Here is a 20945-nt window from a genome sequence, read left to right as displayed (position 1 = left end):
GTCGTGCTGCCCGGGCTCAGCGCGCCCGCGGATCCAGCCGGAAGATCCAGATCATTCGTTCCGGCTCGACGCTCGGGTTCGATTCACGTTGGGCTTCCTCGGCGGGCCGTCTTATCGTACCCGCCTGTCGATCCCGAGGGCTCGAGAACTCCGAGATGAAACGAGACGCGCGAACGCCGGAGACCTACCGGGCCGACATCGATGAGCCGCAGCGGACGCTCTTCGAAGCCGTACGCACTGCGATTCGCGAGGTCGCGCCGGACATCGACGAAGGCATCGCCCACGGCATGCTCGACTATCCGGGTCTCGCGAATCTCGCCGCCCAGAAACACACCGTCTGCCTCTATCTGGCGCCGACGGTGCTGGCGCGCCACCGCGACCGGTTCCCGGAAGTCGACGCCGGAAAGAGCTGCCTGCGCTTCCGACGGATCGATCAGGTCGATCCGTCTGCCTTGCGAAGACTGCTTCAGGACACCCTGGAGCATCGACGTTCGACGGCCGATGCGGATCCGGCGACGTGAGAAGGAGAGACGATGAGTGAGGTCGGTCGCGAGCGCCTCGTGGAGATCGTGTACCCCGAAGACACGAACAGTCAGGGGACGCTCTTCGGCGGTCACGCGTTGAGCCTGATGGACCGCCTCGCGTTCATCGTGGCATCCCGCTACACGCGGCTTCCGGTGGTCACCGCCTGTTCGGAGAAGGTCGAGTTCCGCGCCCCGGTGAAACAGGGTGAGCTGATCGAACTCGAGGGAACCGTGGTCCACACCGGAAGGACCTCGCTCCGGGTTCGGATCGACATGTTCCGCGAGGATCTGCTGACGGCGGACCGCAGCCTCTGCACGACCGGTGAGTTCGTGATGGTCGCCGTCGGAGAAGATGGTCGGCCGACGGCGATCGAGTCCGAGTGAGGCTCGGCGCTCGGGCGCGCTGACTAGCCGGGGACGCCGTCGACGAGGACCGCGAAGTGATTCGAGGTGGCCTCGAGTCGCTTCCCGATGATGGCCTGGTAGTCGCCGGACTCGTAGAGCTCACGCGCCTGCTCCTTCGAGTCGAAGCGCAGCACGATCGTCTGATGGCCGGGCTCGCCTTCGAGGGCGTCGGTCTTCGGATCGAGGGCCAGCAGCTGGCAGGCGTCTCCGATCTTCATCACCGGACCGGCGGCGGCGGCGTACTCGCCGTAGAGCTCTGGCTTCTCGAGCTTGTAGTTCACGATCAGGTAGGCGGGCATGGGTTCTCCTCGGGCTGTCTCGCGCTGTGCCCAGCACGGACGCGGGTGCGGGCCGCGTAGCCTATCACGCTGTGCGCGGGTTTCAGACGAGGAACACGTAGAGCAGCTTGCAACCGACGTGGAGCGCCTGGTCCTGGTCGAAGCTGAGTTTGCGCTCGCACTTCAGATGGTCGATCGCGGTGTGGAGGACCGTTTCGAGTACGCCCAGGAACAGCGAGCCCGTCAGCAGCGCCACAGCGCCGCCGTGGATCAGCCCGTGCGCCGCCAGCCAGTAGTACCAGGGCGGGAAATCGTCGTCCGGCCGCGGCGGCTGCTCCAGCGCCTTGCGGCGACTCTTGCCGCGCCCCATGACCTCGCCTTGAAGGGCGAAATCGCAGAGGGCGTGGGCGGCCAACAGGAGGAAGAAGAGCGACAAGGGGGTCTCCACAGGTCCCCGGAGACTACGACGCGAAACGCTTACGACTGTGTGAACTAGTTCACTCTCCAGCGGCGCAAAACACGCTAGCCCAGCCAATCGGTAGGATGAGGCCCCATGATCAGCGTCGAGGAGTTCATCGAGCGGTTGTGCCTGGTGGGGGCGGATCGGGGCCCGCGGGGCTTCCCACGCAAGCGCCGCGATCGCCACATCCTGATGAAGAGCTTTCTGCTGACGCTCGACAGCGCCCTCGAGTACTCGGAAGGCGAGATCAACGAGCACATCCAGCGCTGGAACCGCGATGTGGCTCCCGCGGTCGAAACGGACCATGTGACGGTTCGGCGCTGGCTGGTCGACTACGGGCTGCTCGAGCGCACGGCGGACGGCCGCTGGTACCGGGTGGGGTTCCCGCCCGGCGCGGTCGCATTCGACCTCGAAGTCGAGGACATCGACGTACGTGCGACCGTGGCCGCCTATCTCGATTCCGTGCGGCGGAAGCCGTCGCGGCGACCGCGCTAGGAGCGAACCGTCTCGTCTGGGCGCAGCCGGAGGAGGGCTGCGGCGGGTAGGGAGAAGAGGATCAGCTGTGCAACTCCATCGCTCCAGCCGCCGCCGTTCCGGCTCGTGAGGTTCCAGACCAGGTGGCTGACCGCGATTCCGAACGCGTAGAGCGGTGCCCAGGTCCAGATCCAGGTGCGCGCCCGCCAGAACGCCCAGCCGCCGAAGGCGAACAGGCCCCAGTGGAGGGGGGCGGTCAGCCAGGCAGCCCACCCCCGCAGCTCGAATCCGAACCACACCTCGGTATCGCGCACCTCGGGGAGCGTCAGGTCGCGCAGCACCAGGAAGCCGACCGTTCCGAAACAGAACAGCGCCAACCCGGTTTCCGCGCGGCTGCGCGGGCGAGGAGTCATCGCCGGGGCCGACATCGCGTCGCTCGCTCCACGCATCAGCGCGGACCCCAGCCGGGCTCCAGCTCGGTGCAGGGGACGCCCGCGTCGACCGCGCAGATCCGGCACGAGTGCTCGAACCCGAACCGCTGCGCGCGTTGGCGACACTCGGCCAGTGCCGCATCGGTGGCCTCTCGCAGCGTGCCTCGACCGAACTGCATGCCGAAATCGTGGGCGTCGGGCCGTCCGGCTAGCCACAGGGCCTTGTGACCCGGATAGCTCTCGAACTCATCGAGTGCGTCGGCCAGCGTCCAGATCACCGCATCGTCGACCGCGCGCAGCGAGCAGGGCGCTCGGACCGCGTACTGGGCGCGATAGCGCTCGCACGCGCGCAGGGCCTCCTCGCGCGCGATGGCATGACTGGCCGCCGAATGATGGAGCCCGTAGGCGTTGCGCACGCCGTCGAAGGCGGCGGCAAGGGCCTTCGGACCCTCCAGCGCCCGATAGGCCCGCCAGATGTCGGGCGGTGGCTCCGGCGCCGGCTCCACGGCCGGCGGACCCGCGCTCTGGCATCCCCAGAGCGCCATCACACACGACAGGCTGCGAAGCGCGCGCTGGGGGCGGCGCGGGCTTCTTCGCGTTCGCCGGTTCATCGTCTCGAGCCTATCAGGCGCTCGGCTTGCCGCCGAGCTGCTGGTGCGTTGCGTGCTGCTTGTGCGTGAACCTGCACTTCCATCGCTGCACGGACCGCAGATTCCTCTGCAGCTCAAGCCAATGGAGCCGACCACCGATCCAGTAATGCGTCACCCCAATCCAGGAGTCGGTCGTGCAGAAGATCCTCATCGTGGTCGTGCTTTCCCTCTGCTTCGCGGTCGCCAAGCGCGTCTGGTGGGCGGTCGAGGACGAGATGTTCCCGGTCGACGAGACCGCCTGGGCCGAAGAGGCCGACGCCTGGGTCGCCGAGGATCTGGCCGGCGGTACCGTGGCCGACGCCCGGCACTGGCTCCAGCAGGAAGGGAACGCGATCTGGGGAGGAGACTCCCAGGACGTGCAAGCGCTGGTCGACGACGTCTACGCCTCGGGCGCCCCGAACGTGTGGTTCACGGGCCTCGAGGAGTACGAGGGGAAGACGCTGACGGCCTCCATCGCGATCGAGCTGCCCGCGAGCGGCATCGCCCGGGAGCAGATTTTCCAGCGCGAAGCGGTCTTCTGGGGGAGCGATCCCACTCCCGACGTCGGGCAGAAGTACCTCGCGATCTATCTCGACTGAGCGCGCGACCGATCGCGCCGCGAACCGGCAGCGGATGCACGCCTCGTTCGCAGCGCCATGGCTGCGTCGCTAGGCGAGGATGTCGATCAGACAGCCGCGCGTCGAATCGACGACGTGGACCACGCCCAGCATGGCCTGGGCCTGCATGCGCGCCCGCGTCTGTTCCAGCGCTTCGTGACTCAGCTGGACCGGCTCGGGCTCGTCGGTCTGGCGCAGGATCGCCGTGGAGCCTCCGCCCGCCTGGCTGCTCTGGAGCGTGCGCAGGGGACGAAAGCCCGGCGTCGTGAGGTTCGCGACGTTGTGCGCAGAACCAGCGAGCCGGCGCTGCGCGCTCTGAATTCCTGAAGTGGCGATGGAGAGGGCATCCATGAGGTTCGAATCGACCCGCGCTCGAGTTCGTTTGAGCCCACCGGAGCGCCGACGCGCACGCGTTGCCGCCTCCGTGCGAGGTCGTCGCCACTGGGTTTCCGAGGCGCTGCAGGCCTCGGTATTTTTCCGGTGGTGGGACTACGCCTTCGGTGACACGCAGTGTTGTCACACCTGCGCGGGCCTAGGCGCTGAGCTCGATCCAAGTGGCCAGGCTGCGCGCGCGTAGCTCGCCACTCTGGCCGTAGAGGCCGGTAGCGGTTCGATGCTTGCGCCCGCGGTGCTCGACCTCATGCGCAACCAGAACGCAGGTTTCGCCGCCCGCGACCGGGGCGTCCACCTGGACCGCGAGCTCCCCCAACAGCACCGGCGTGGGCGGTTGGGGAAAGGAGAACGCGCCGGGACAGTCGAGGGCCGCCCAGAGGAACTCGGTCCGCACGCGACCGCTCCCGTCGCAGAGCGACGCGTCCGGGGTCCAGGGAGCCGCGACGATGCGTGCTTGCGGATCGTGGGGGCCGGCGAAGATGCGCAGTCCGTCTCCTTCGGCGCGATCGGGCCCGCACACGAAGCAGGTGGGGAAGACGTGCTCTTCGAACACCCGGGAGCGCGCGGCGGCGCGCTCGGCGGCCTCGGCCGAAAGAGCCGGTGGCACCTCGATCGGATCCAGGTCTGCGACACCGCTGGCGAGCAGCTGGTCGTCGTCGAGAAGCTTCGCTTCACGGTCGTCGCACTCGATTCGGAGCTCGCGTTCGAGGGGCGGCGGTGCGTGGAGGCGCACCTTCGCGTTGCCTCCCAGGGCGGCCGCGAGGGTGCCTGCGACGTAGCCGCCGTTTCCCGAGTCGGGAGGGCCACAGAAGCGGCGGGCGATCGAGAAGGTCGAAACGGAGGTCACGATGGCTCTCTCTCTGGGCTGCTGTTCGGGGGACGCGGGAGGACCCATGCCTGATGGGCCGCCCCGGCGAGCTCGGTCGCGACGAAGAGGGCCAAGGCGTTCGGGCCTCCTTCGAATCGCCAGAAATACACGAGGAGCAGAGCGACCCAGCAGCGCCCGAAGACGTCCGCCCAGCCGAGACGCGCCATCGGGAAACGGATCCGCGCCCACGCCCACAGCACGCCCAGGGTGCCGGCGAGGGAGACGAAGAACCGTTGGGTCGCGTCATACGGGAGCGGTTCAGCACTCCCGCCCAGCGCGCGATCCACGGCGAAGAGCAGTGCGATGAAGCCCATCGCCACCGGCGGGACCGCGAACGCCGCCGTCACGACGAGGTCGAGCCAGGCCCATCCCCGCATCACGGGGGCGAAACTTCGATCAGCGGCTGCTTCCGACAAGTCCTCACGGTAGCCCAGGGACTCGCCGTCCCGGACGCCCGCTACCTTCCTCGCGAACCACGCCGCGCGCGGCGTCAGCGCAGGAGGCGGACATGACGACGGGCAGTTGTCTGTGTGGTGGCGTGGCGTTTCGCTTCGAAGGTGGCGCGACGCCGATCCAGTTCTGCCACGCGCGTCGCTGTCAGAAACTCACGGGTTCGGTCCTGGCGCCCGAGTTCGCCGTGGATCGCGAAGCGTTCTCCTGGGTGCGTGGCGAGGATCTGCTGACCCACTACGAGGCGCCGCTGTTGCGGGAGCCGCCCGCGATGCTGCGGTCCTTCTGCCGGGTGTGCGGATCTCCCATGCCCGTCCGTCTGGGCGACACGAAGTGGATGATGGTATTGGCCGGCGTGCTGGACGACGAGCCCGAGGTGCGTCCGTTCCGCAGGATCTTCACCGACGACGTTCCCGACTGGCTCGCGGAGTCGGACACCATGCAGGCCTTTCCGGGCAGGCCCCCGGCGAACCAGCGGCTCTAGCTCGGGGGCGCGTCCGCGCCCGGGAGGGGCTCCAGGCGCACGGCGATCGAACGCTCCGTGTCGAAGACGAACGCTACCCACGCGTCGCGGATCCCATACTTCTCGCGTAGCCAGGCGCGGATGCGTCGGTGCCCTTCCGGGTTGGGTTGGGGAAGCGCGCGGTAGCGGCCGGCGACCTTGTCGCCCCTCAGCGTGAGCGACGGTTCGCGCAGCACGTCGACGAACCACGGGTTCTCGGGAGTTCCCGCCTCGATCCAGAGACCGTCGTCGCGCTCGACGAACCAGACCCGCGTCTCGCGGGTGGCGCCCTCGCCGTCGCGGGTCTCGACCACCACCACGGCCCCGCTCTCGAGAGCCCACAGCGTGAACCCCGCGAACCCGAGCAGCGCCACGACGAGTCCGAGTGCACCGCGCACGAGGGTGCGACGCATGGCTAGATCGGGCCGGGGCCGCGACGCCCTTCGAGGATCCAACGGATCATCGGAAGATGCTGTCGTCCCCAGAACACCTCGTCTTCCACCACGAACATCGGCACCTGCTGCAACCCGTGCCCGCGGAGCTCTTCGCCGAGCTGCCGCAGTGCATCCGCGCCTTCGCCTGCCACCCAGTCGAGGAAGGCGGCCGAGGGGAGGCCGAGCTCGTCGAGAACGGGGGCGAGCTGGGACGGCGACGCGATCTCGAGTTCCTGTTTCCAGTAGCCGCGAAACACGGCCTGGAGAAACTCCACGAGTCGCTCCGGGTAGTGGTGACGCACCCAGAGCCAAGCGAGATGCGCGCCCTCGGGTGCGCCGTCGCGGTAGTAGCCCCGGATTTCGAGCTCCTGGGCCTCGGCATAGGTCTCGATCTCGCGCGCGATCGCCTCGGCCCGATACCGCCGGTGCCGCGCGCCGCGATCGTCGGTGGGCGCCGCGTTCCCCGGCGCGCGCAGGGTCTGCGCGGCGATCGGGAGCCAGTTCGGTGTGAGGTGGGTCGCGGCGGCGAGCTCGAGGGTGGGACCCAGGGCGAGATAGGCCTGGGGGTGGCGCACGTCGAGCAGGACGGTGAGCGGCGCGCTCTCGAGAGCGGCGGAAAGGGTCATGCTTCGAACCGGAGGTTGGCGACGACGGGAGCCGGGCCTTCACGCCCGCTCAGCAGCCAGGCGACGCGTGGCAGGTGCTCGCGTCCGAACCACGCTTCGTCCTCGACGAGGTACGTCGGCACCCCGAAGACGCCGGCGTCGAAGGCGCGCTCGTTGATCGCGTCGTGCTCGGCGCGGCCGGGACCCTTGGCGAACTCCTCGAAGCCCGCAGCGTCGAGATCGGCGCGTCGGAGCGTCTCGGCGAGAACCGACACGTCCTCGATGTCGAGCTCGCGGTTCCAGAACGGTGGGTAGGCGGTGTTCAGGAAGCGGTCGAAGCTCTCGGGCCCTTGTCGCTTCGCGAAGAGCATCGCGATGCCGGCCAGGCTCGAGTCCCAGATCTTGACCGTGCCGCGTACCGTCAGCCCGGTCAGGCTCGCGTAGCGACGGGCGTCCTTGTAGGCGTACTTCACGCCGCTCCACTGTTCGGCGCTGCGGTTGCTCTTCTCGACCTTGCCCTTGCGGTCGAGCTTCGCCGAGCCGAGATAGCTGGGAATATCGAGGGTGAACGGGCGCCAGTCGATGGCGACACCGACGCGAGCGGCCATGGCTCGGGTGGGCGCGATCGCGAGGTAGGCGTAGGGGCTCTTGAGGTCGATGTAGACCGCGAGGGGCGCAGATCCGCGAAGCTCCGAGAAGGCGTTGGGCATGCGGACGGCGGTGCGCAGTGCGCTCCGTGGGCTCCTATTGCTTGACGGCTTCGCGCAGCGTTTCGAGCGAGGGGCGTTTCGCGGTGGGCGTGACCGGCTTGCAACGGTAGTCGGGGCGGCGTCCCTGCTTCCACACGACGGTCGCGGACCGGTCCGGCACCCATTCCTGGATGATCGCGTTGGCGAGTTCGCAATCGCGGGCGAGCTTCTCGAGAGAAGCGTCGTGTTGCTTCCCCACGACGGCGACGGAGCGGCTGCCTACGGCGAAGACCGTCACGCCGGCGAATTCGCCCTCGAGCTCGTCTTCGAGGTTCGAGACGTCGTCGGCGCTCGCGGGGATCGCCAGGCCGAAGAGCAGCGCGGCGACGAGCCAGCGGAGCTCGGTCGCGACCGAGGCGGCGTGGATGGAAGGCTTCATGGCAGGCTCCGAGGGGCTCGGTCGGGGGCGGCACCCGCCCGCTCGAGAGAGGCTATCCAACCGGCTCGGGCGGGCCCACCAGCTCGACCCACTCGGGGTGGATCCGGGCGTTCGAGATCTCGAGACGCGCCAGGGTGATCGGCAGGCGAAAGCGGCGCGGCCCCGCGCTGCCGGGGTTCAGGTACAAGACCCCATTCTTCTCTTCCGAACCAGGCTTGTGTGAGTGGCCCGTGATGACGGCATGGAACTCGGCCGCGACCGGGTCCAGGTCGAGGTGCTCGCGCTCGTGCAGCAGATAGAGCAGGCAGGCTTCCACTTCGACGACCTCGGTGAGCGGCAGTGCATCGGCCCACGCGCCGCGGTCGTTGTTCCCGCGCACCGCGACGACCGGCGCGACGCTCTCGAGCTGGGAGAGCACGTCCGGTCCGCCGATGTCGCCGGCATGCAGGATGCGCTCGACACCCGCGAGCGCGTCGAGCGCCTCGGGTCGAACCAGTCCGTGGGTGTCCGAGATGACACCGATCCGGGTGGTCATGGTCGGTCGCCCGTGAAGACCGGCACGTAGTGTTCGACTTCCGGGAACGGATCGTAGAAGTCGTGGAGCAGCGCCTTCCAGCGCTGGTATTCGGGAGATCCGCGAAACCCGACCGTGTGGCTCTCGAGATCGTCCCACCAGACCAGCAGCAGGTAGCGGTCCGCGGTTTCGAGGCAGCGTCGGAGCTCGTGGCGTTGGTAGCCCGGCATCGACGCGATGATGGTCTGGGCCTCTTCGAAGGCCCGTTGGAACGCGTCCCCGCGGCCTGCGATGACTTGAAGGATGGCGACTTCCAGGACCACGCGGCAAGCGTAGCGTTCCGGTTGCGCGAGACCGGAGCCGTGTGGGAGACAGAGAGCCGAGCCTACGGGATCGGAACCGCCTGCTCTGCGCCGCCGAAGCCGTGTACCGAATCGTGCGCGCGCACCCGAACCTCCGTGAGCCCGGTCGGGATCTCGACGTCGCGCAAGGAGCGGGTGAAGGGCTGCTCTTCCACGTGCGGGTGGTGCAGGATGCGGGTCGCGAGAACCGTGCCATCGGGGGCGAGCACCTGCCAGCGATCCGCGTAGTGGTCCCAGCCTGCGTCGGCGTGTCGGACGCCTACCCGGAAGGTGCAGACGCGTTGAGCGTTGCACTCGGCCTCGGCTGCCACGACGTCCGCCGGGCCGCCAAGCGCGGGGGGCGCGATCGCGCCCACGGCAAGGAGAGCGAGGGTCGTCCTTGCGCGTTTCACACGTTGAACCGGAAGTTCACGACGTCACCGTCCTGGATGATGTAGTCCTTCCCCTCGACGCGCAGCACGCCGGCTTCCTTGCACTTCGCTTCGCTGCCATGTTCGAGGAGCGCTTCGTGGGGGATGACCTCGGCGCGGATGAAGCCGCGTTCGATGTCGCTGTGGATCTTGCCCGCGGCACGCGGAGCGGCCGTGCCGCGCGGGATCGGCCAGGCGCGGCACTCGTCCGGGCCCGCGGTGAGCATGCTGATCAGATCGATCAACTCGAAGGCCGAGCGGATGAAGCGGTTCACCGCGGGCTCTTCGAGTCCGAGGCTCTCGAGGAAATCGCGCTGTTCGTCGGCCTCGAGCTGGGCGATCTCGGCTTCGACCTGGGCCGACAGGACGACCAGGCCCAGCCCGCGAGTCGACGCCGCGTCGCGCAGCTCGTCGGGCGCGGCTTCCGCCACCGCCTCCTCGGCCACGTTCAGCACGAGGAGCAGGGGCTTCGCGGTGAGGAATGCGTAGCCCGAGAGCGACTTCAGCGCCTCCTCGTCGAGGCCGAGGGCGCGTACGGGCTGTTCGTTTTCCAGCGCTTCCTGGATCTGTTCGAGCAGCGCGAGCTCCCGCGGGTTGCTGCGGTCCTTACGCAGCCTCGCCACGCGTTGCTCGACGATCTCGAGGTCGGCGAGCAGCGTCTCGGTCTCGAGGCCGGTCAGCTCCTCGAGCGGGTTCCCCGCCTCGCCGGTGGGGTCCGGGAACGCCCGGATCACCTGACAGAGCGCGTCCACGTTCCGCATGGCATTCAGGGCGGCGCGGTCGAGGCCTTCGGCGTGGCCGCCGCCGAGATCGTTGAAGGTGATCTCGGCATAGGTGGTCTTCTTCGGCGAATAGATCCCGGCCAACGCGTCGACCCGCGCATCGGGCACCTTGACGACACCGAGGTTCGCCTTCCCCGACCCGTAGCCGGTCTCGACCTCCATCCCGGTGAGGGCGCCGAATACGGTGCTCTTGCCACTGCCGGGATATCCGACCAGCCCAATCTTCATCGAATCGATCTCCGTGCATCGGGCGAATCGGGCCCGCTGCGGCGGTTCAGGCCTCGCGCAGGCCGGCTTCGACGAGGTGACCCACCTCGCCGAAATCTTGCAGCGACCAAACGTAGCCCCTCGGCCCGAGCGGGCGCGCCTGGACCCGCGAGAACGCCGCCAGTTCACTCTCGAAGCGCAGCCACTCCCAGGGCACTGGGCGGACGTCGAGCAGGTGGGTCAGGGCCACCGAGTTCGTCCCGCCGTGAGCGACGACCACGATGTGTCGCGGCTCTCCGTCGAGATCCCATTGGGTGAAGTCGTGTTGGTCGTCGCGTCGCGGTGTCCAACCCTGTTCGGCCAGCAGGGCGTCGACTGCTCCCGTGACCCGTTCGTGGAAGTCTCGAAACGACTCCGCATCCGGCCAGCCTTCCCAGTGCTCCTGCAGCGGCCGCTGGGACGCTTCGACGAAGTAGCGGTCGACGTCCTCCTGAGTCAGTCCGTCGACGTTGACGCCGACCTCGCGGAGGTCCGGCAGGGTGTGGGGCTCTACGCCGACAGCGCTCGCGAGCGGCGCGGCCGTCTGCTGCGAGCGTTGGTAGGGACTCACGTAGATGGCATCGACACCGTAGGGGGCGAGCCAACGGGCGGCGGCCTCGGCCTGGGCATGGCCGTAGGCGGTCAGCCCCGGGTCGGGGACCGAGGTGCCGTTCGGCGTCCAGTCGGGTTCGCCGTGACGCAGCAGCGTCACCTCCGCGCGCGCTTCGGTGCGCACGCGGGCCTCTCGGTTGGCCGTGCTGCCCGGCTTCGACTGTGCGTGTTGGCTCACCGCGCCACCCCCCAGAGCGCGGCGAGACTAGCGGCTTGCGCGCGTCGACGCCGAGGCCGTCGCGAGCGGCGCGCTGCGCCAGCCCGGGTGCAAACGAGCGATGCCGATCGCCGCGCGCACGGTCATCCAGGCGGTGGTCGCCCACCAGATATCGGAGAGCTCCGCATCGCCGCGTGCGACCGCGGCGCCCCAGACGGCGACGCCGGCGACGAACGCGAGCGCCATTCCGTTGCGGAGGTAGCGGTAGTCGCGGGTCCCCCAGTGAACCCCGTCCGTGGCAAAGGAAAGCGCGTTCAGCGGTTGGGCGATCGCGGCCACCCACCACGCCCCGGCGAATGCCGCGACCGCCGCGTCCGGCACCCAGCCCGCGCGAACGAGGTCCGTCGTCGCGAGCATCGCCAGCGCGAGGGCGACACCGAACACGAGGGAAGCGCCGACGGCGAAGCGCGCGGCGTGGAGCGCCAGGTCGTTGCGCCCGGCGCCGCGGCTGGTCCCCACGAGACTCTGGGCGACCGCGGCGAAGGCATCGAGGAAGAGCGCCGTGGTCATCCATACCTGGCGAATCACTTGATGCGCGGCGCCGGCCTCGTCGCCGAGGCGGGTGGCTTCTCGCGTCGCGACGAGCAGGAACGCCACCAGCAAGGCCGTGCGCAGGAAGAGATCCCGGCCGACCACGAGCAACTCGCCCGCGCGCCGCAGATCGATGTACGCGGGCCAGCCGACCCGCCGCGCGAGAAGCGCGATCGACACTGCGGCACCCGCCCATTGGCTCGCCACCGAGGCCCACGCGGCACCGGCGACACCCAGCGCCGGAATCGGTCCCCAACCGAAGATCAAGACCAGATCGAGCAGCAGGTTCAGCGCGTTGCTTCCGACCGCAATGGCGAGGACGGTGCGCATCGCATGCAGCCCCCGCAGCGCTCCGGCGCTGGCCATCATCACGAGGATGGCGGGTGCCCCGATCAAGCGGATGCCGAGGTAGAGCTCGGCCGTCACGGCGACGTCTCCGCTCGCGCCGAGCACCGCCACGATCCACGGCAGTCCCACGCCTCCGATCCCCGCGAACGCGAGACCGATCAACGCACCGAGCACGATCGCGACGAAGCCGATCTCACTGGCCTGGTCTGCGCGGTCCTCGCCCAGGGCGATCGCCACTTCGGTCTGGGTTCCGGTGCCGAGGAAGTTGAAGGCCCACAGGACGCTGGAGAGCGCGATCGTGCCGACGCCGAGCGCGGTCAGCGGCACGGTACCGAGGCGCGCGACGAAGGCCGTGTCCACCAGTCCGGTGACGGGCTCGGCGACCAGTGACGCCATCACCGGGAGTCCAAGCGCCACGAACGTGCGCGTGGGGTGCGCTTCGAAACGCGCGGCTTCCTCGGGAAGCGCTCGCTCCAACGGTCTCAGTCGAGAGCCACGATGCGCGCCCCGGTCACGCTTCGGAACCGCTCCGGGTCGCAGGTCAGCACCAGCACCTGATGGGCTTTGCCGGCCGCGGCGATCAGTGGGCCCAGGGCAGCCAGACGCTGCGGGTCGGTGTGCCCAAGGGCGTCGTCGAGCCAAAGGGGGACATCGCCCGCCAGCTTCGCGGCAGCGAGACGGGTGAGGAGCGAGAGCTGCTCCTGGGCGCCCGTGGAGAGTTGACGCGGCGCGAGCGCCGTGCCCCCTGCGATGCGACGCGCAACGGCGAGTTCCTCGTCGAGCTCGACCCCGAAGTCGGTCCCGTAGAGCGGACGCCCCATCGCCGCGATGGTGTCGGCCAGGGGGGCTGCGTAGTGCCTTCGCTGGGCTTCGCGTGCATCCCGCAACGCGGTGAAGAGACGCGCCGCCGCGCTTGCCCGGCGCCGGTAGCGGTCGAGCGCGCGCTCGGCGCTCGCCCGGTTTCGCTCTGCCTCCTGCAAGCGTTCGAAGCGGCCCTCGTTGCCCGCGATCTCGAGTCGCTCACCGACACGGACCCACCCGTCCTGCAGCTCGCGCAGTTCCCGAGCCAGGGCGTCCCGGGCATCGCGTCGCTCGTGTGCCCGGCTCTCGATGGCATCCGGCTCGCGTTCCGTCAGGGCCCGGCGCGCCTCCTGAACGCGTGCGTCGAGCTCGCGGACCCGCTCCGACGCCGCGTCTCGATTCGTTTCGAGGACCTCGTCGCCTTCCTGGCTACGGGCTTCCTCGAGGCGCAGCGTGAGGTCCGAGCGGTTGCGCTCGGCGAGCTCGAGGCGCGTGCGGGTTTCACTGCGGTGTTGCTCGTAGTGGGCGAAGCGCCGCGATGCGTCGGCATGGCGCCGATCGAGTTCTTCCGTCGACGCGCGTGCCCGCTCTGCCTCGCGCGCAGTCGCTTCCGTCGCGCGTTCCGCGCTCTCGAGATCGGCGGGGAGAGGAGTGGTGGCGTCGCGCACTTCGCGGTACCGATCGCAATCGCGCGCCAGCTTGGCGACGCGCTCTTCGAGCGCGGCTGCATCGGTCTTGCCGAGGGCCTCGGCAAGGCGCGCTTCGCTGCGAGAGAGCTCCTCGCGGGCGGCCTTGCGTGCGGTGACCGCTGCGACGGCCCCGGCGTGATCGTCGACGTCGGCTTCCATGCACAACCCGCGCAGGCGCGTCTCGGCCTCCTCGAGACTCTTGCGGCGTTCGGCGACCGCGGCGCCCGCGACGACCCAGAGGTCGCCGACGCCGGGGACGTGGAGGGTCAGTGCCTCGGAAACGCGCGCTTCGAGCGGCTCCCCCGGGCCGATGCGCCGACGCTCCCCATCGACGGACACCTCCAGCGCGGCTTCGGGTTGGAGTGTCACCATGGGCCCCTCGGCCGCGAGTCGTGCCCGCGCGGCATCGACGACCACCTGCGCCTCCTGGATCGCTTGCAGCTGCGCGGGTGTGATCTCGGGGCCCGCGAGGAGCGCGCGTGCGCGCTCCACTTCACGCTCCTCTCGGGCCACGCGTTCGGTGCGCGCTTGCAGTTCACGGAGCGTGCGTTCGCCGCGCCGGAAGCGAGCGTCGCGCTGCGCCCACTCGGCCACCGAGTGGGCCTGGTCCCGGGCTTCGCGCGCCGCTGCGAGGTTCTCCTCGACGTGGCGCAGTTCGGCGCCCGCTGCGATATGGGCCGGCTCCTCGCTCTCGAGTGCCTCGGCGAGGCTCTCGACTTCCGCCGCGGCGCCAGTCTGGGCCGACACGAGCTGTCCACGCTGACGCGCGGCTTGGATGGATTCACGCTCGACCGCGAGGGCCGTGTCGAGCTCCCCCTGTCGTTGCGCGAGCGAGTTGCGCAGCTCCCCGATTGTCTCGAGTTCTGCCTCTAGTGCCGCGAGTGCATTCTTCGATTCTGCGAGTCCGGTTTCCACCGTCGCGACGGCGTCACGCAAACGCGCTTCCTCGGCGACGTCCGCCTCCAGCGCTTCGAGGGCTTGCCGGGCCGCTTCGGATTCCCGACGCGCGTCTTCCCAGCCGCTCTCGAGCGTGCGCGCCGCCTTGCGGTCGCGACCCGTTGGCGTGAAGTACTCGCCGTAGTGCGCCTCGGCTGCGTCGAAGAGGGTCCCCTCGCGCTCGCCTTCCCCGGAACCGCCGGCGACGCGATCGAGCGCTTGGGTCAGGCTCGGTGCATCGGCCAGGTTCGGCGGCGCCAGCGGCGTCTGCTGCAGGATCCGGAGCGCCCGCCAGAGTGAAAGGTCGACGTGTTCCCCGAGCAGCGCGAGCGCTTTCTCGTGGGCCTCACGCCCAGTCCACGTTCCGACGCGCGGTGCGTGGAGGCGCAGCTCGGTCGCCGGTTTACGGTGGAAGCGCTTCTGGTAGGTCAGGTGCGCGCTACCGACGCGGAGCTCGGCTTCGATCTCCGTCGCGGCATCCCGGTCGACGGGCTTCACGTCCCGCACCCGCTGCTTCGTCGTGTTGTCGAGTTCGTCGAAGAGGAGGTCCAGGGCTTCGAAGAGGCTGGACTTCCCGATCTCGTTCGGTCCGACGATGAGCGTGACACCGTCGGGCGCGAGCGCGATCTCGCGCGCCTCGGTGCCCCGGTAGTGGCGGAGTCGGAGCCGGAGCAGCTTCACGCGCCCGCTCCTTCGGACGCGAGCCGCAGGCACAGCGCGAGGGCGTCTCTCGCGGCGCGTCCGGCCTCGCCGGGAAGCGCGGACTCTTCGCGAAGCGCTTCGACCGCCTCGGCGGCGAAACCACCGAGCGCCACCTGGTCGAAGTCCTCGTTCGTTCCTACGCGCTCCAGCTCGGCGTCGCGCACGTCGAGGCCGGCGAAGAGATCGCGCGCCGCTTCGAGTCGCCCGTCGAGCTCGGCGGCTGCACGCAGATCGATGCGGCCCCGCAGCTCGAGTCGCAGAACGCTGCGCTCCTTCGCTTCAGTGTCGGCGAGGCGCCGACTCAGCTCGGTGACGTCTTCGGCTTCCTCCAGGAGGAACGGATCCCACTGGACGAACTGCCACGTCCCGACCCGCTGCGGCGTGACCTGGATGTGCTCGTGATCGAGTTCGACGACCAGCGCCCGGCCCGGGTCTCGCTCGTTGAAATCCGTGGGCTCGGGCGTGCCGGCGTAGAAGATCCGACCGCTCTTACCGACGCAGGTCGTGGAATGGCGGTCGCCGAGGGCGACGTAGCGAATGCGTCGGTCTTCGAGGGCGGACTCGAGCGGGGCCACGGGAAGCATCGAGGCGTCGCGGCGGTCCGGGGTGAGGAGGTCGGCCCCACCGTGCGCGACGAGGATGCGGATCGGTCCGGGCGGCCCGAGACCCTCCACGGCAGCGAGGGCCGGGTTGGCTTCGGGACGCCTGCTGCGCCAGGGAGCGCCGACCAGTTCGACCCCCGGTGCGACCGGGCGCGGCTCGGTGTCGTCGAGGACGTGCACGTGGGGCGGAGCCGCGTCGCGAAAGCGATCGCTCTGGAACAGGGATGCCGCGTCGAGGGGGTCGTGGTTGCCCGGGAGCAGGTAGACCGGGACCGGGACACCGTGCAGGGCGTCGAGCGCGCGGGCGACGGTCTTGCGATCGACCCGGTTCGACTCGAAGACGTCCCCGGCCACGACCACGAACTCGCAGCGCGCATCTTCGGCAAGGGCGCCGAGGCGACGGATGGACGAGAAACGCGCTTCGACGTACCGCGCATGCGCTTCGTCGTCGAGCACGCTCCGCGTCATCCCGAGCTGCCAATCGCCCGAGTGCAGGAAGCGAATCACCCTCTCTGTCCCCCGAGCTCCGTTCGGAGCTCGCCCCGATTCTAGACGACCCGCGCGAACGCGGAGGGGACAATCAGAGGGGGGGCCGCGTCAGCAGTCGTCGGCGAGGGGGCGGGATCAGTAACCGCGCCATTCTTTGGCGCCCCGATACGCCGACCAGATGCAGACGGCGTGGGCCAGGAATCCGGGGAGCAGCACGGCCCAGTAGCAGAACAGGGTTCCGAGGAACCAGGCGCCGCCAGCGGTCAGGCGTCCGGTGTAGACCTGCCCGAGGCCCGGTAGCAGCACGGACAGGACCGCAGCGATCCCGGGGTTCGGGGGACGCACGGCGGGGGAATCGAAGTCGTCGTAGACGGTCATGTTCCAGCCTCCTTTCCAGGGTTGGGACAGGGTTCTCGGGGGGCGCGCCTCCTGGGAGAGCAAGCGGCGTGCCGGCTCTGGGCGCGGGAGCGGGGCCCACGGGCCTTCCGACCGCAGTTGGACGGCTGCACCGCAGCGGAATTCATGCAGTATTTCGGGTAGATACCCGGGCGGCGCCTGCCGCGATGACGGAGTGGCCCCGAGGGGGCGGACGGCTTGACCGGCCTCGGCGCCCTCGCTACCTACCCGGTTCGCCTCGGGCCCACGCCCGGGCTCCATCTCGACCCCGCGCGGTCCATCCCCGCGCGCACAGGAAGACCGCCATGGCGCGTCGCTGCGATCTGCTCGGCACCAAACCCCAGTTCGGCCACAACGTCTCGCACTCGAATCGCAAGACGAACCGCCGCTTCGATCCGAACCTCCAGAACGTCACGTTCTACTCGGATGCGCTGAAGCGCCCGGTGCCGCTGCGCGTGACGACGCGCGCGCTCCGCACCGTGCAGAAGTACGGCGGCATCGACCCCTTCCTGGTGAAGACCGACATTGCGAAGCTCGCGCCCGAAGGCCAGCGGCTGAAGCGCCGTGTTCACAAGGCGCTCGGCGGTCTGCCCCAGAGCCTCCGCGCCTAGTACGGTCCGGGCTACGCCCGCGCGCTCCAGAGCGTTCCGAGTCCGTGTCGGTGCATCAGTTCGTACAGCTGGGTGCGACTGACCCCGAGGCTTCGCGCGGCTCCCGACTTGTTGCCTTCGTGGTGTTCGAGTGCGCGCTGGATGCACTCGGCTTCGGCCTGTTGCCGCGCTTCGCGTAGAGGTTGGGGGCGCGCGGGAAGTTCGGGCACCCACTCGCTCAGCCCGAGTTCCTCGGCCCCGATCGTCGGCCCATCCACCACCACGATCGCGCGGCGCACGCGGTTGATCAGCTCGCGGACATTGCCAGGCCACGGCGCGTTGCGCAGCGCCTCTTCCGCGTCCGGCGTGAGGCGCAGGGCCTGGCTCGGGCGACCGTCTCCGTAGCGTTCGAGGAACATACGGGCGAGCGGGATGGTATCGCCCGGGCGCTCGCGGAGGGCCGGCATGGAAAGCTGAAAGACCGCGAGCCGGTAGTAGAGGTCCTGACGGAAGGCGCCTTCGGTGACCTCCTGCGCCAGATCGCGGTTCGTCGCGGCCACGATCCGGACGTCGATCGGGATACCCCGGCGGCCGCCGACACGCACGACCGTGTGATCTTCGAGGAAGCGCAACAGCTTTGCCTGGAGCGAGGGAGCGAGCTCCCCGATCTCGTCCAGGAAGAGGGTTCCCCCGTCGGCCGCCTCGACGTGCCCCGGGCGCGATTGGCCCGCGCCCGTGAACGCGCCGCGTTCGTGCCCGAAGAGTTCGGCCTCGAGGAGCGGCTCCGGAATGGCGGCGCAGTTGATCGGCACGAACGGCCCCGAGGCGCGATCGCCACTCTCATGAATGGCGCGCGCTGCGAGCTCCTTCCCGGTGCCGCTCTCGCCGGTGATCAGCACCGGGACCTCACTCGACGCGACCCGGCGGACCAGGGAGAAGCATTGTCGCATCTCCGCGCTCGAGCCGATCATCTGCCCGAGGGTCTCGAGTCGCTCGGTTCTGGGTAAGGGGCCCTCGCGGAGTTCCAGGAGTCGACGCATCCGCGCGGCGCTCTGGAGCGCCGCGGAGATCTCGGTGGGATCGGAGCCCGGTGCGAGGACGTCGCGGACGCCCGCGCGCACGGAAGCCAGGAGGGCGTCCGGGTCGTCGCCGGGCACGAGCGCGACGAGCTGGGTGCGGGGGTCCGCGCGGTAGATCTCGCCGAGGACTTCGTTCACCCGCCGTTCGCGTTCACGGCGCGGGAACACGGTGGCGTCGAGAAGGATGGCGTCGTGATGCGGGGTGTCAGCCGGCTCGCGCCCGTTCGCGCGAGGACTGCCCGCCGCCGCATGGGTTTCGACCCGGGCCCCCGCCGGCAGGAGTCCGCGGAGCTCTCGCGCAAGAGAGGGCTCGACTCCGATCCAGAGAAAGGAGCCCTCTTCGTATTCACCGTCCAGCCCAGCTAACACCGCTTCAGCCAACCTTCGTGGCCTCCCGTTCAGAACATCCGCTTTCGCGTCTCAGCAGCCCGGTGTTTCGCGTTCTCTCCTGTCGTTCGGCGTGTGGATACACACCTTCGTGAACTGGTGAGTTTCCCCCGGTTGCGCGGCGGTCACGGGAAATCGGCGTCTCGGCCGAGCGCACGGGTCAGATCCAAAAGCGTTCTACATTGCAGCCACTTGGGCTCCCTACTTGCCGGTTGGTCCGAGCTCCCCCAGGTGTAAGGGTTCCCGTACACCCCAACCGCACCAAACCCGCCCAGCTGTACGGCTTCCCGTACACGTTGCGGTGCTGGGCTTCCCCGAGGTGTTCGTGAGTTTCGAGATTCCTCTTCAGTTTCAGTGCCTTCGGAATCTTCCGTCGGGTCTGGCACGCACCGTGCAGTCCAGAGCGCCAGGACGGGAGTCTGCGTAGTGCGGATTCCATTTTCTGAACCATGCGGAGGAAAAGCACATGCAGCTCGAGAGGATCTGGCTCGCGTTGTTGACCGCCCCCCTGGCGGCCCTCGTTGCGACGGGCGCCGCGGCGGAAGAGCGCGATGCAGCCGGCAAGGTCGAGGCCGAAAAGGGCTCGGTCGCAGCCGGCAACGATGCCACGAACACTGAGACGTACACGAAGACCGACAACTCGACGTACTCGGACGACGACACCAAGACGGTGACGCTGACCAAGGACGACAACTCGGTCTACGAAGACAACGACACGAAGACCAACACGGTGACGGCCACGAAGACCGATAACTCGGTCTACGAGGACAACGACACCAAGACTTACGAAGACAACGACACGAAGACCAACACGGTGACGGCCACGAAGACCGACAACTCGGTCTACGAGGACAACGACACCAAGACGTACGAAGACAACTCGGTCTACGAAGACAACGATACGAAGACCAATACCGTCACGATCACCAAGGAAGACAACGACACCAAGACTTACGAGGACAACGACACGAAGTCCTACGAAGACAACTCGGTGTACGAAGACAACGACACGAAGACCAAGACGGTCACGAAGACGGACAACTCGGTCTACGAAGACAACGACACGAAGACCAACACCGTCACGAAGACAGACAACTCGGTCTACGAGGACAACGACACCAAGACGGCCACCGCCACCGCGGCCGCCGCCAAGGACGAGTCCGTCGCTGCGGGTAATGGTGATGCGACCGACAACTCCATGGAGCAGGAAGTCGACGCGGACGGCGACTACTCGATCGCTTCGGGTACCGGCGACGCCACCGACAACTCGCAGTACCAGGAAGTCGACGCCGACGGCGATGACTCCGTGGCTTCGGGCACGGGCGACGCCACCGACAACTCGGCCGAGGCCGACGCCGAGAAGGGCGCGATTGCGGCCGCCAACGGCGATGCCACCGACAACTCCGCCCAGGCTGACGCCAGCAAGGGCAGCATTGCGGCGGCCAACGGCGACGCGACCGACAACTCCATGGAGCAGGAAGTCGACGCCGATGGCGATGACTCCGTGGCTTCGGGCACGGGCGACGCCACCGACAACTCGATGGAAGTCGACGCCGACGGTCACGAGAACATCGCGGCCGGCCACGATGCCACCGACAACTCGGTGGAGATCAAGGCCAGCGGCGACGACTCGATCGCCGGTCAGACGGTGAGCGCCGTGATCGCTGACGATCACGGCATCGCGGCTGGCGCCGACGCGATCGTGTCGATGACCGACCTGCACAACGAAGTGTCCAACAACAAGGTGCTGAATGCGTCCCTTGGCAAGGGCACCGTGGACAACTCGGCTCGCGTGACGGGCGGAGCGCTGTCGAACAACACCGGTATCACCCAGGCTACGGTGAACTCCGGTGCGAACGCGGGTACCCAGCAGTCCGTGAACATCACGGCCTCGGTGGACAACTCGTTCTAAAGACCCTTGGTCGTGGGGGGGGGGGGGGGGGCGCCCGCCGCCCGCCCAGGGGTGGTGGAGGGTGGGGGCCCCGCGCGAAGCAGAGCGATGGAGACGCACCGGCCGGGGGCGGGGCGGGGCGGGGCCGGGGGGGGGGGGGGGG

General features: G+C 68.9%; 28 protein-coding genes. 7 read left to right on the top strand and 21 right to left on the bottom strand.

Annotated features, from left to right (window positions below; translation table 11 throughout):
• Positions 1 to 155 precede the first annotated feature (155 nt).
• Both AAF430_13190 and AAF430_13185 read left to right on the top strand, forming a co-directional pair.
• Positions 156 to 521 carry a DUF1801 domain-containing protein gene (locus tag AAF430_13190; protein MEM7411184.1) on the top strand — a complete coding sequence of 122 codons (366 nt, stop codon included), beginning with the start codon at positions 156 to 158 and terminating at the stop codon, positions 519 to 521.
• Between the two features lie 12 nt (positions 522 to 533).
• Positions 534 to 908 carry an acyl-CoA thioesterase gene (locus AAF430_13185; GenBank protein MEM7411183.1) on the top strand — a complete coding sequence of 125 codons (375 nt, stop codon included), beginning with the start codon at positions 534 to 536 and terminating at the stop codon, positions 906 to 908.
• Positions 909 to 931: 23 nt separating this feature from the next.
• Here the strand turns inward: AAF430_13185 and AAF430_13180 are convergent, their stop codons facing one another.
• Together AAF430_13180 and AAF430_13175 are read right to left on the bottom strand one after the other, a co-directional pair.
• A complete protein-coding gene (locus AAF430_13180; protein ID MEM7411182.1) occupies positions 932 to 1228 on the bottom strand; it encodes a DUF1330 domain-containing protein in 297 nt (98 codons plus the stop codon).
• A gap of 82 nt (positions 1229 to 1310) precedes the next feature.
• Complete coding sequence (locus tag AAF430_13175; GenBank protein ID MEM7411181.1) at positions 1311 to 1643, bottom strand: DUF3307 domain-containing protein; 333 nt, start codon at positions 1641 to 1643, stop codon at positions 1311 to 1313.
• Between the two features lie 117 nt (positions 1644 to 1760).
• Here AAF430_13175 and AAF430_13170 point away from each other — a divergent pair, with 117 nt between their 5' ends.
• Complete coding sequence (locus AAF430_13170; GenBank protein ID MEM7411180.1) at positions 1761 to 2162, top strand: DUF2087 domain-containing protein; 402 nt, start codon at positions 1761 to 1763, stop codon at positions 2160 to 2162.
• Here the strand turns inward: AAF430_13170 and AAF430_13165 are convergent.
• Positions 2159 to 2569: a hypothetical protein gene (locus tag AAF430_13165; protein ID MEM7411179.1), complete on the bottom strand. Its 411-nt coding sequence runs from the start codon at positions 2567 to 2569 to the stop codon at positions 2159 to 2161. The genes AAF430_13170 and AAF430_13165 overlap by 4 nt on opposite strands.
• Positions 2570 to 2589: 20 nt before the next feature.
• Positions 2590 to 3183: a hypothetical protein gene (locus AAF430_13160; GenBank protein ID MEM7411178.1), complete on the bottom strand. Its 594-nt coding sequence runs from the start codon at positions 3181 to 3183 to the stop codon at positions 2590 to 2592.
• Between the two features lie 173 nt (positions 3184 to 3356).
• On the opposite strand from AAF430_13160, the gene AAF430_13155 reads away from it, so the two are divergent.
• The gene (locus tag AAF430_13155) at positions 3357 to 3800 is read left to right on the top strand and encodes a hypothetical protein (protein ID MEM7411177.1); all 444 of its coding nucleotides are present in this window, start codon (positions 3357 to 3359) and stop codon (positions 3798 to 3800) included.
• Positions 3801 to 3869: 69 nt separating this feature from the next.
• Here the strand turns inward: AAF430_13155 and AAF430_13150 are convergent, their stop codons facing one another.
• From AAF430_13150 to AAF430_13140, 3 genes are all read right to left on the bottom strand, one after another.
• Entirely contained in the window at positions 3870 to 4169 is a 300-nt protein-coding gene (locus AAF430_13150) for a flagellar basal body rod protein (protein ID MEM7411176.1), read from the bottom strand.
• A gap of 181 nt (positions 4170 to 4350) precedes the next feature.
• On the bottom strand, positions 4351 to 5058 hold the full coding sequence (locus AAF430_13145; protein ID MEM7411175.1) for a hypothetical protein: 708 nt from the start codon (positions 5056 to 5058) through the stop codon (positions 4351 to 4353).
• Positions 5055 to 5459 carry a hypothetical protein gene (locus AAF430_13140; GenBank protein ID MEM7411174.1) on the bottom strand — a complete coding sequence of 135 codons (405 nt, stop codon included), beginning with the start codon at positions 5457 to 5459 and terminating at the stop codon, positions 5055 to 5057. Before AAF430_13140 ends, AAF430_13145 begins: the two co-directional genes overlap by 4 nt.
• A gap of 128 nt (positions 5460 to 5587) precedes the next feature.
• Here AAF430_13140 and AAF430_13135 point away from each other — a divergent pair, with 128 nt between their 5' ends.
• The gene (locus AAF430_13135; GenBank protein ID MEM7411173.1) at positions 5588 to 6013 is read left to right on the top strand and encodes a GFA family protein; all 426 of its coding nucleotides are present in this window, start codon (positions 5588 to 5590) and stop codon (positions 6011 to 6013) included.
• Here the strand turns inward: AAF430_13135 and AAF430_13130 are convergent.
• From AAF430_13130 to AAF430_13070, 13 genes are all read right to left on the bottom strand, one after another.
• Positions 6010 to 6444 (bottom strand): hypothetical protein, encoded by a 435-nt coding sequence (locus AAF430_13130; protein ID MEM7411172.1) that lies wholly within the window; start codon positions 6442 to 6444, stop codon positions 6010 to 6012. The genes AAF430_13135 and AAF430_13130 overlap by 4 nt on opposite strands.
• Positions 6445 to 6446: 2 nt before the next feature.
• Positions 6447 to 7091: a DsbA family protein gene (locus AAF430_13125; protein ID MEM7411171.1), complete on the bottom strand. Its 645-nt coding sequence runs from the start codon at positions 7089 to 7091 to the stop codon at positions 6447 to 6449.
• Positions 7088 to 7780: a DsbA family protein gene (locus tag AAF430_13120; protein MEM7411170.1), complete on the bottom strand. Its 693-nt coding sequence runs from the start codon at positions 7778 to 7780 to the stop codon at positions 7088 to 7090. The genes AAF430_13125 and AAF430_13120 overlap by 4 nt, the downstream gene beginning before the upstream one ends.
• A gap of 34 nt (positions 7781 to 7814) precedes the next feature.
• A complete protein-coding gene (locus tag AAF430_13115; protein MEM7411169.1) occupies positions 7815 to 8198 on the bottom strand; it encodes a hypothetical protein in 384 nt (127 codons plus the stop codon).
• A 52-nt stretch (positions 8199 to 8250) separates the two neighbouring features.
• On the bottom strand, positions 8251 to 8733 hold the full coding sequence (locus AAF430_13110) for a metallophosphoesterase family protein (protein MEM7411168.1): 483 nt from the start codon (positions 8731 to 8733) through the stop codon (positions 8251 to 8253).
• Positions 8730 to 9035 carry an antibiotic biosynthesis monooxygenase gene (locus AAF430_13105; protein MEM7411167.1) on the bottom strand — a complete coding sequence of 102 codons (306 nt, stop codon included), beginning with the start codon at positions 9033 to 9035 and terminating at the stop codon, positions 8730 to 8732. Before AAF430_13105 ends, AAF430_13110 begins: the two co-directional genes overlap by 4 nt.
• 62 nt (positions 9036 to 9097) lie before the next feature.
• On the bottom strand, positions 9098 to 9430 hold the full coding sequence (locus AAF430_13100) for a hypothetical protein (GenBank protein ID MEM7411166.1): 333 nt from the start codon (positions 9428 to 9430) through the stop codon (positions 9098 to 9100).
• A gap of 32 nt (positions 9431 to 9462) precedes the next feature.
• Positions 9463 to 10494, bottom strand: coding sequence for a redox-regulated ATPase YchF (gene ychF / locus AAF430_13095; GenBank protein ID MEM7411165.1), 1032 nt, complete (start codon positions 10492 to 10494; stop codon positions 9463 to 9465).
• A 46-nt stretch (positions 10495 to 10540) separates the two neighbouring features.
• Positions 10541 to 11302 carry a histidine phosphatase family protein gene (locus AAF430_13090; GenBank protein ID MEM7411164.1) on the bottom strand — a complete coding sequence of 254 codons (762 nt, stop codon included), beginning with the start codon at positions 11300 to 11302 and terminating at the stop codon, positions 10541 to 10543.
• A 27-nt stretch (positions 11303 to 11329) separates the two neighbouring features.
• Positions 11330 to 12697 (bottom strand): MATE family efflux transporter, encoded by a 1368-nt coding sequence (locus AAF430_13085; GenBank protein ID MEM7411163.1) that lies wholly within the window; start codon positions 12695 to 12697, stop codon positions 11330 to 11332.
• A gap of 5 nt (positions 12698 to 12702) precedes the next feature.
• Positions 12703 to 15327 carry an AAA family ATPase gene (locus tag AAF430_13080; GenBank protein MEM7411162.1) on the bottom strand — a complete coding sequence of 875 codons (2625 nt, stop codon included), beginning with the start codon at positions 15325 to 15327 and terminating at the stop codon, positions 12703 to 12705.
• On the bottom strand, positions 15324 to 16457 hold the full coding sequence (locus AAF430_13075) for a DNA repair exonuclease (GenBank protein MEM7411161.1): 1134 nt from the start codon (positions 16455 to 16457) through the stop codon (positions 15324 to 15326). The genes AAF430_13080 and AAF430_13075 overlap by 4 nt, the downstream gene beginning before the upstream one ends.
• Before the next feature lie 117 nt (positions 16458 to 16574).
• Positions 16575 to 16817: a hypothetical protein gene (locus AAF430_13070; protein ID MEM7411160.1), complete on the bottom strand. Its 243-nt coding sequence runs from the start codon at positions 16815 to 16817 to the stop codon at positions 16575 to 16577.
• Positions 16818 to 17140: 323 nt separating this feature from the next.
• Here AAF430_13070 and rpmB point away from each other — a divergent pair, with 323 nt between their 5' ends.
• Positions 17141 to 17446 (top strand): 50S ribosomal protein L28, encoded by a 306-nt coding sequence (gene rpmB / locus AAF430_13065; protein ID MEM7411159.1) that lies wholly within the window; start codon positions 17141 to 17143, stop codon positions 17444 to 17446.
• A gap of 11 nt (positions 17447 to 17457) precedes the next feature.
• On the opposite strand, the gene AAF430_13060 is transcribed toward rpmB, so the two are convergent.
• Positions 17458 to 18885 carry a sigma-54 dependent transcriptional regulator gene (locus AAF430_13060; protein ID MEM7411158.1) on the bottom strand — a complete coding sequence of 476 codons (1428 nt, stop codon included), beginning with the start codon at positions 18883 to 18885 and terminating at the stop codon, positions 17458 to 17460.
• A 472-nt stretch (positions 18886 to 19357) separates the two neighbouring features.
• Between AAF430_13060 and AAF430_13055 the strand changes: the two genes are divergently transcribed.
• Positions 19358 to 20803 (top strand): hypothetical protein, encoded by a 1446-nt coding sequence (locus AAF430_13055; GenBank protein ID MEM7411157.1) that lies wholly within the window; start codon positions 19358 to 19360, stop codon positions 20801 to 20803.
• Positions 20804 to 20945: the final 142 nt, after the last annotated feature.

It is taken from the genome of Myxococcota bacterium (assembly GCA_039030075.1).
Lineage (GTDB): Bacteria > Myxococcota_A > UBA9160 > UBA9160 > SMWR01 > JAHEJV01.
The sequence above is the reverse complement of the archived record's forward strand: the minus strand, read 5'-3'. Positions and strand labels throughout refer to the sequence as shown.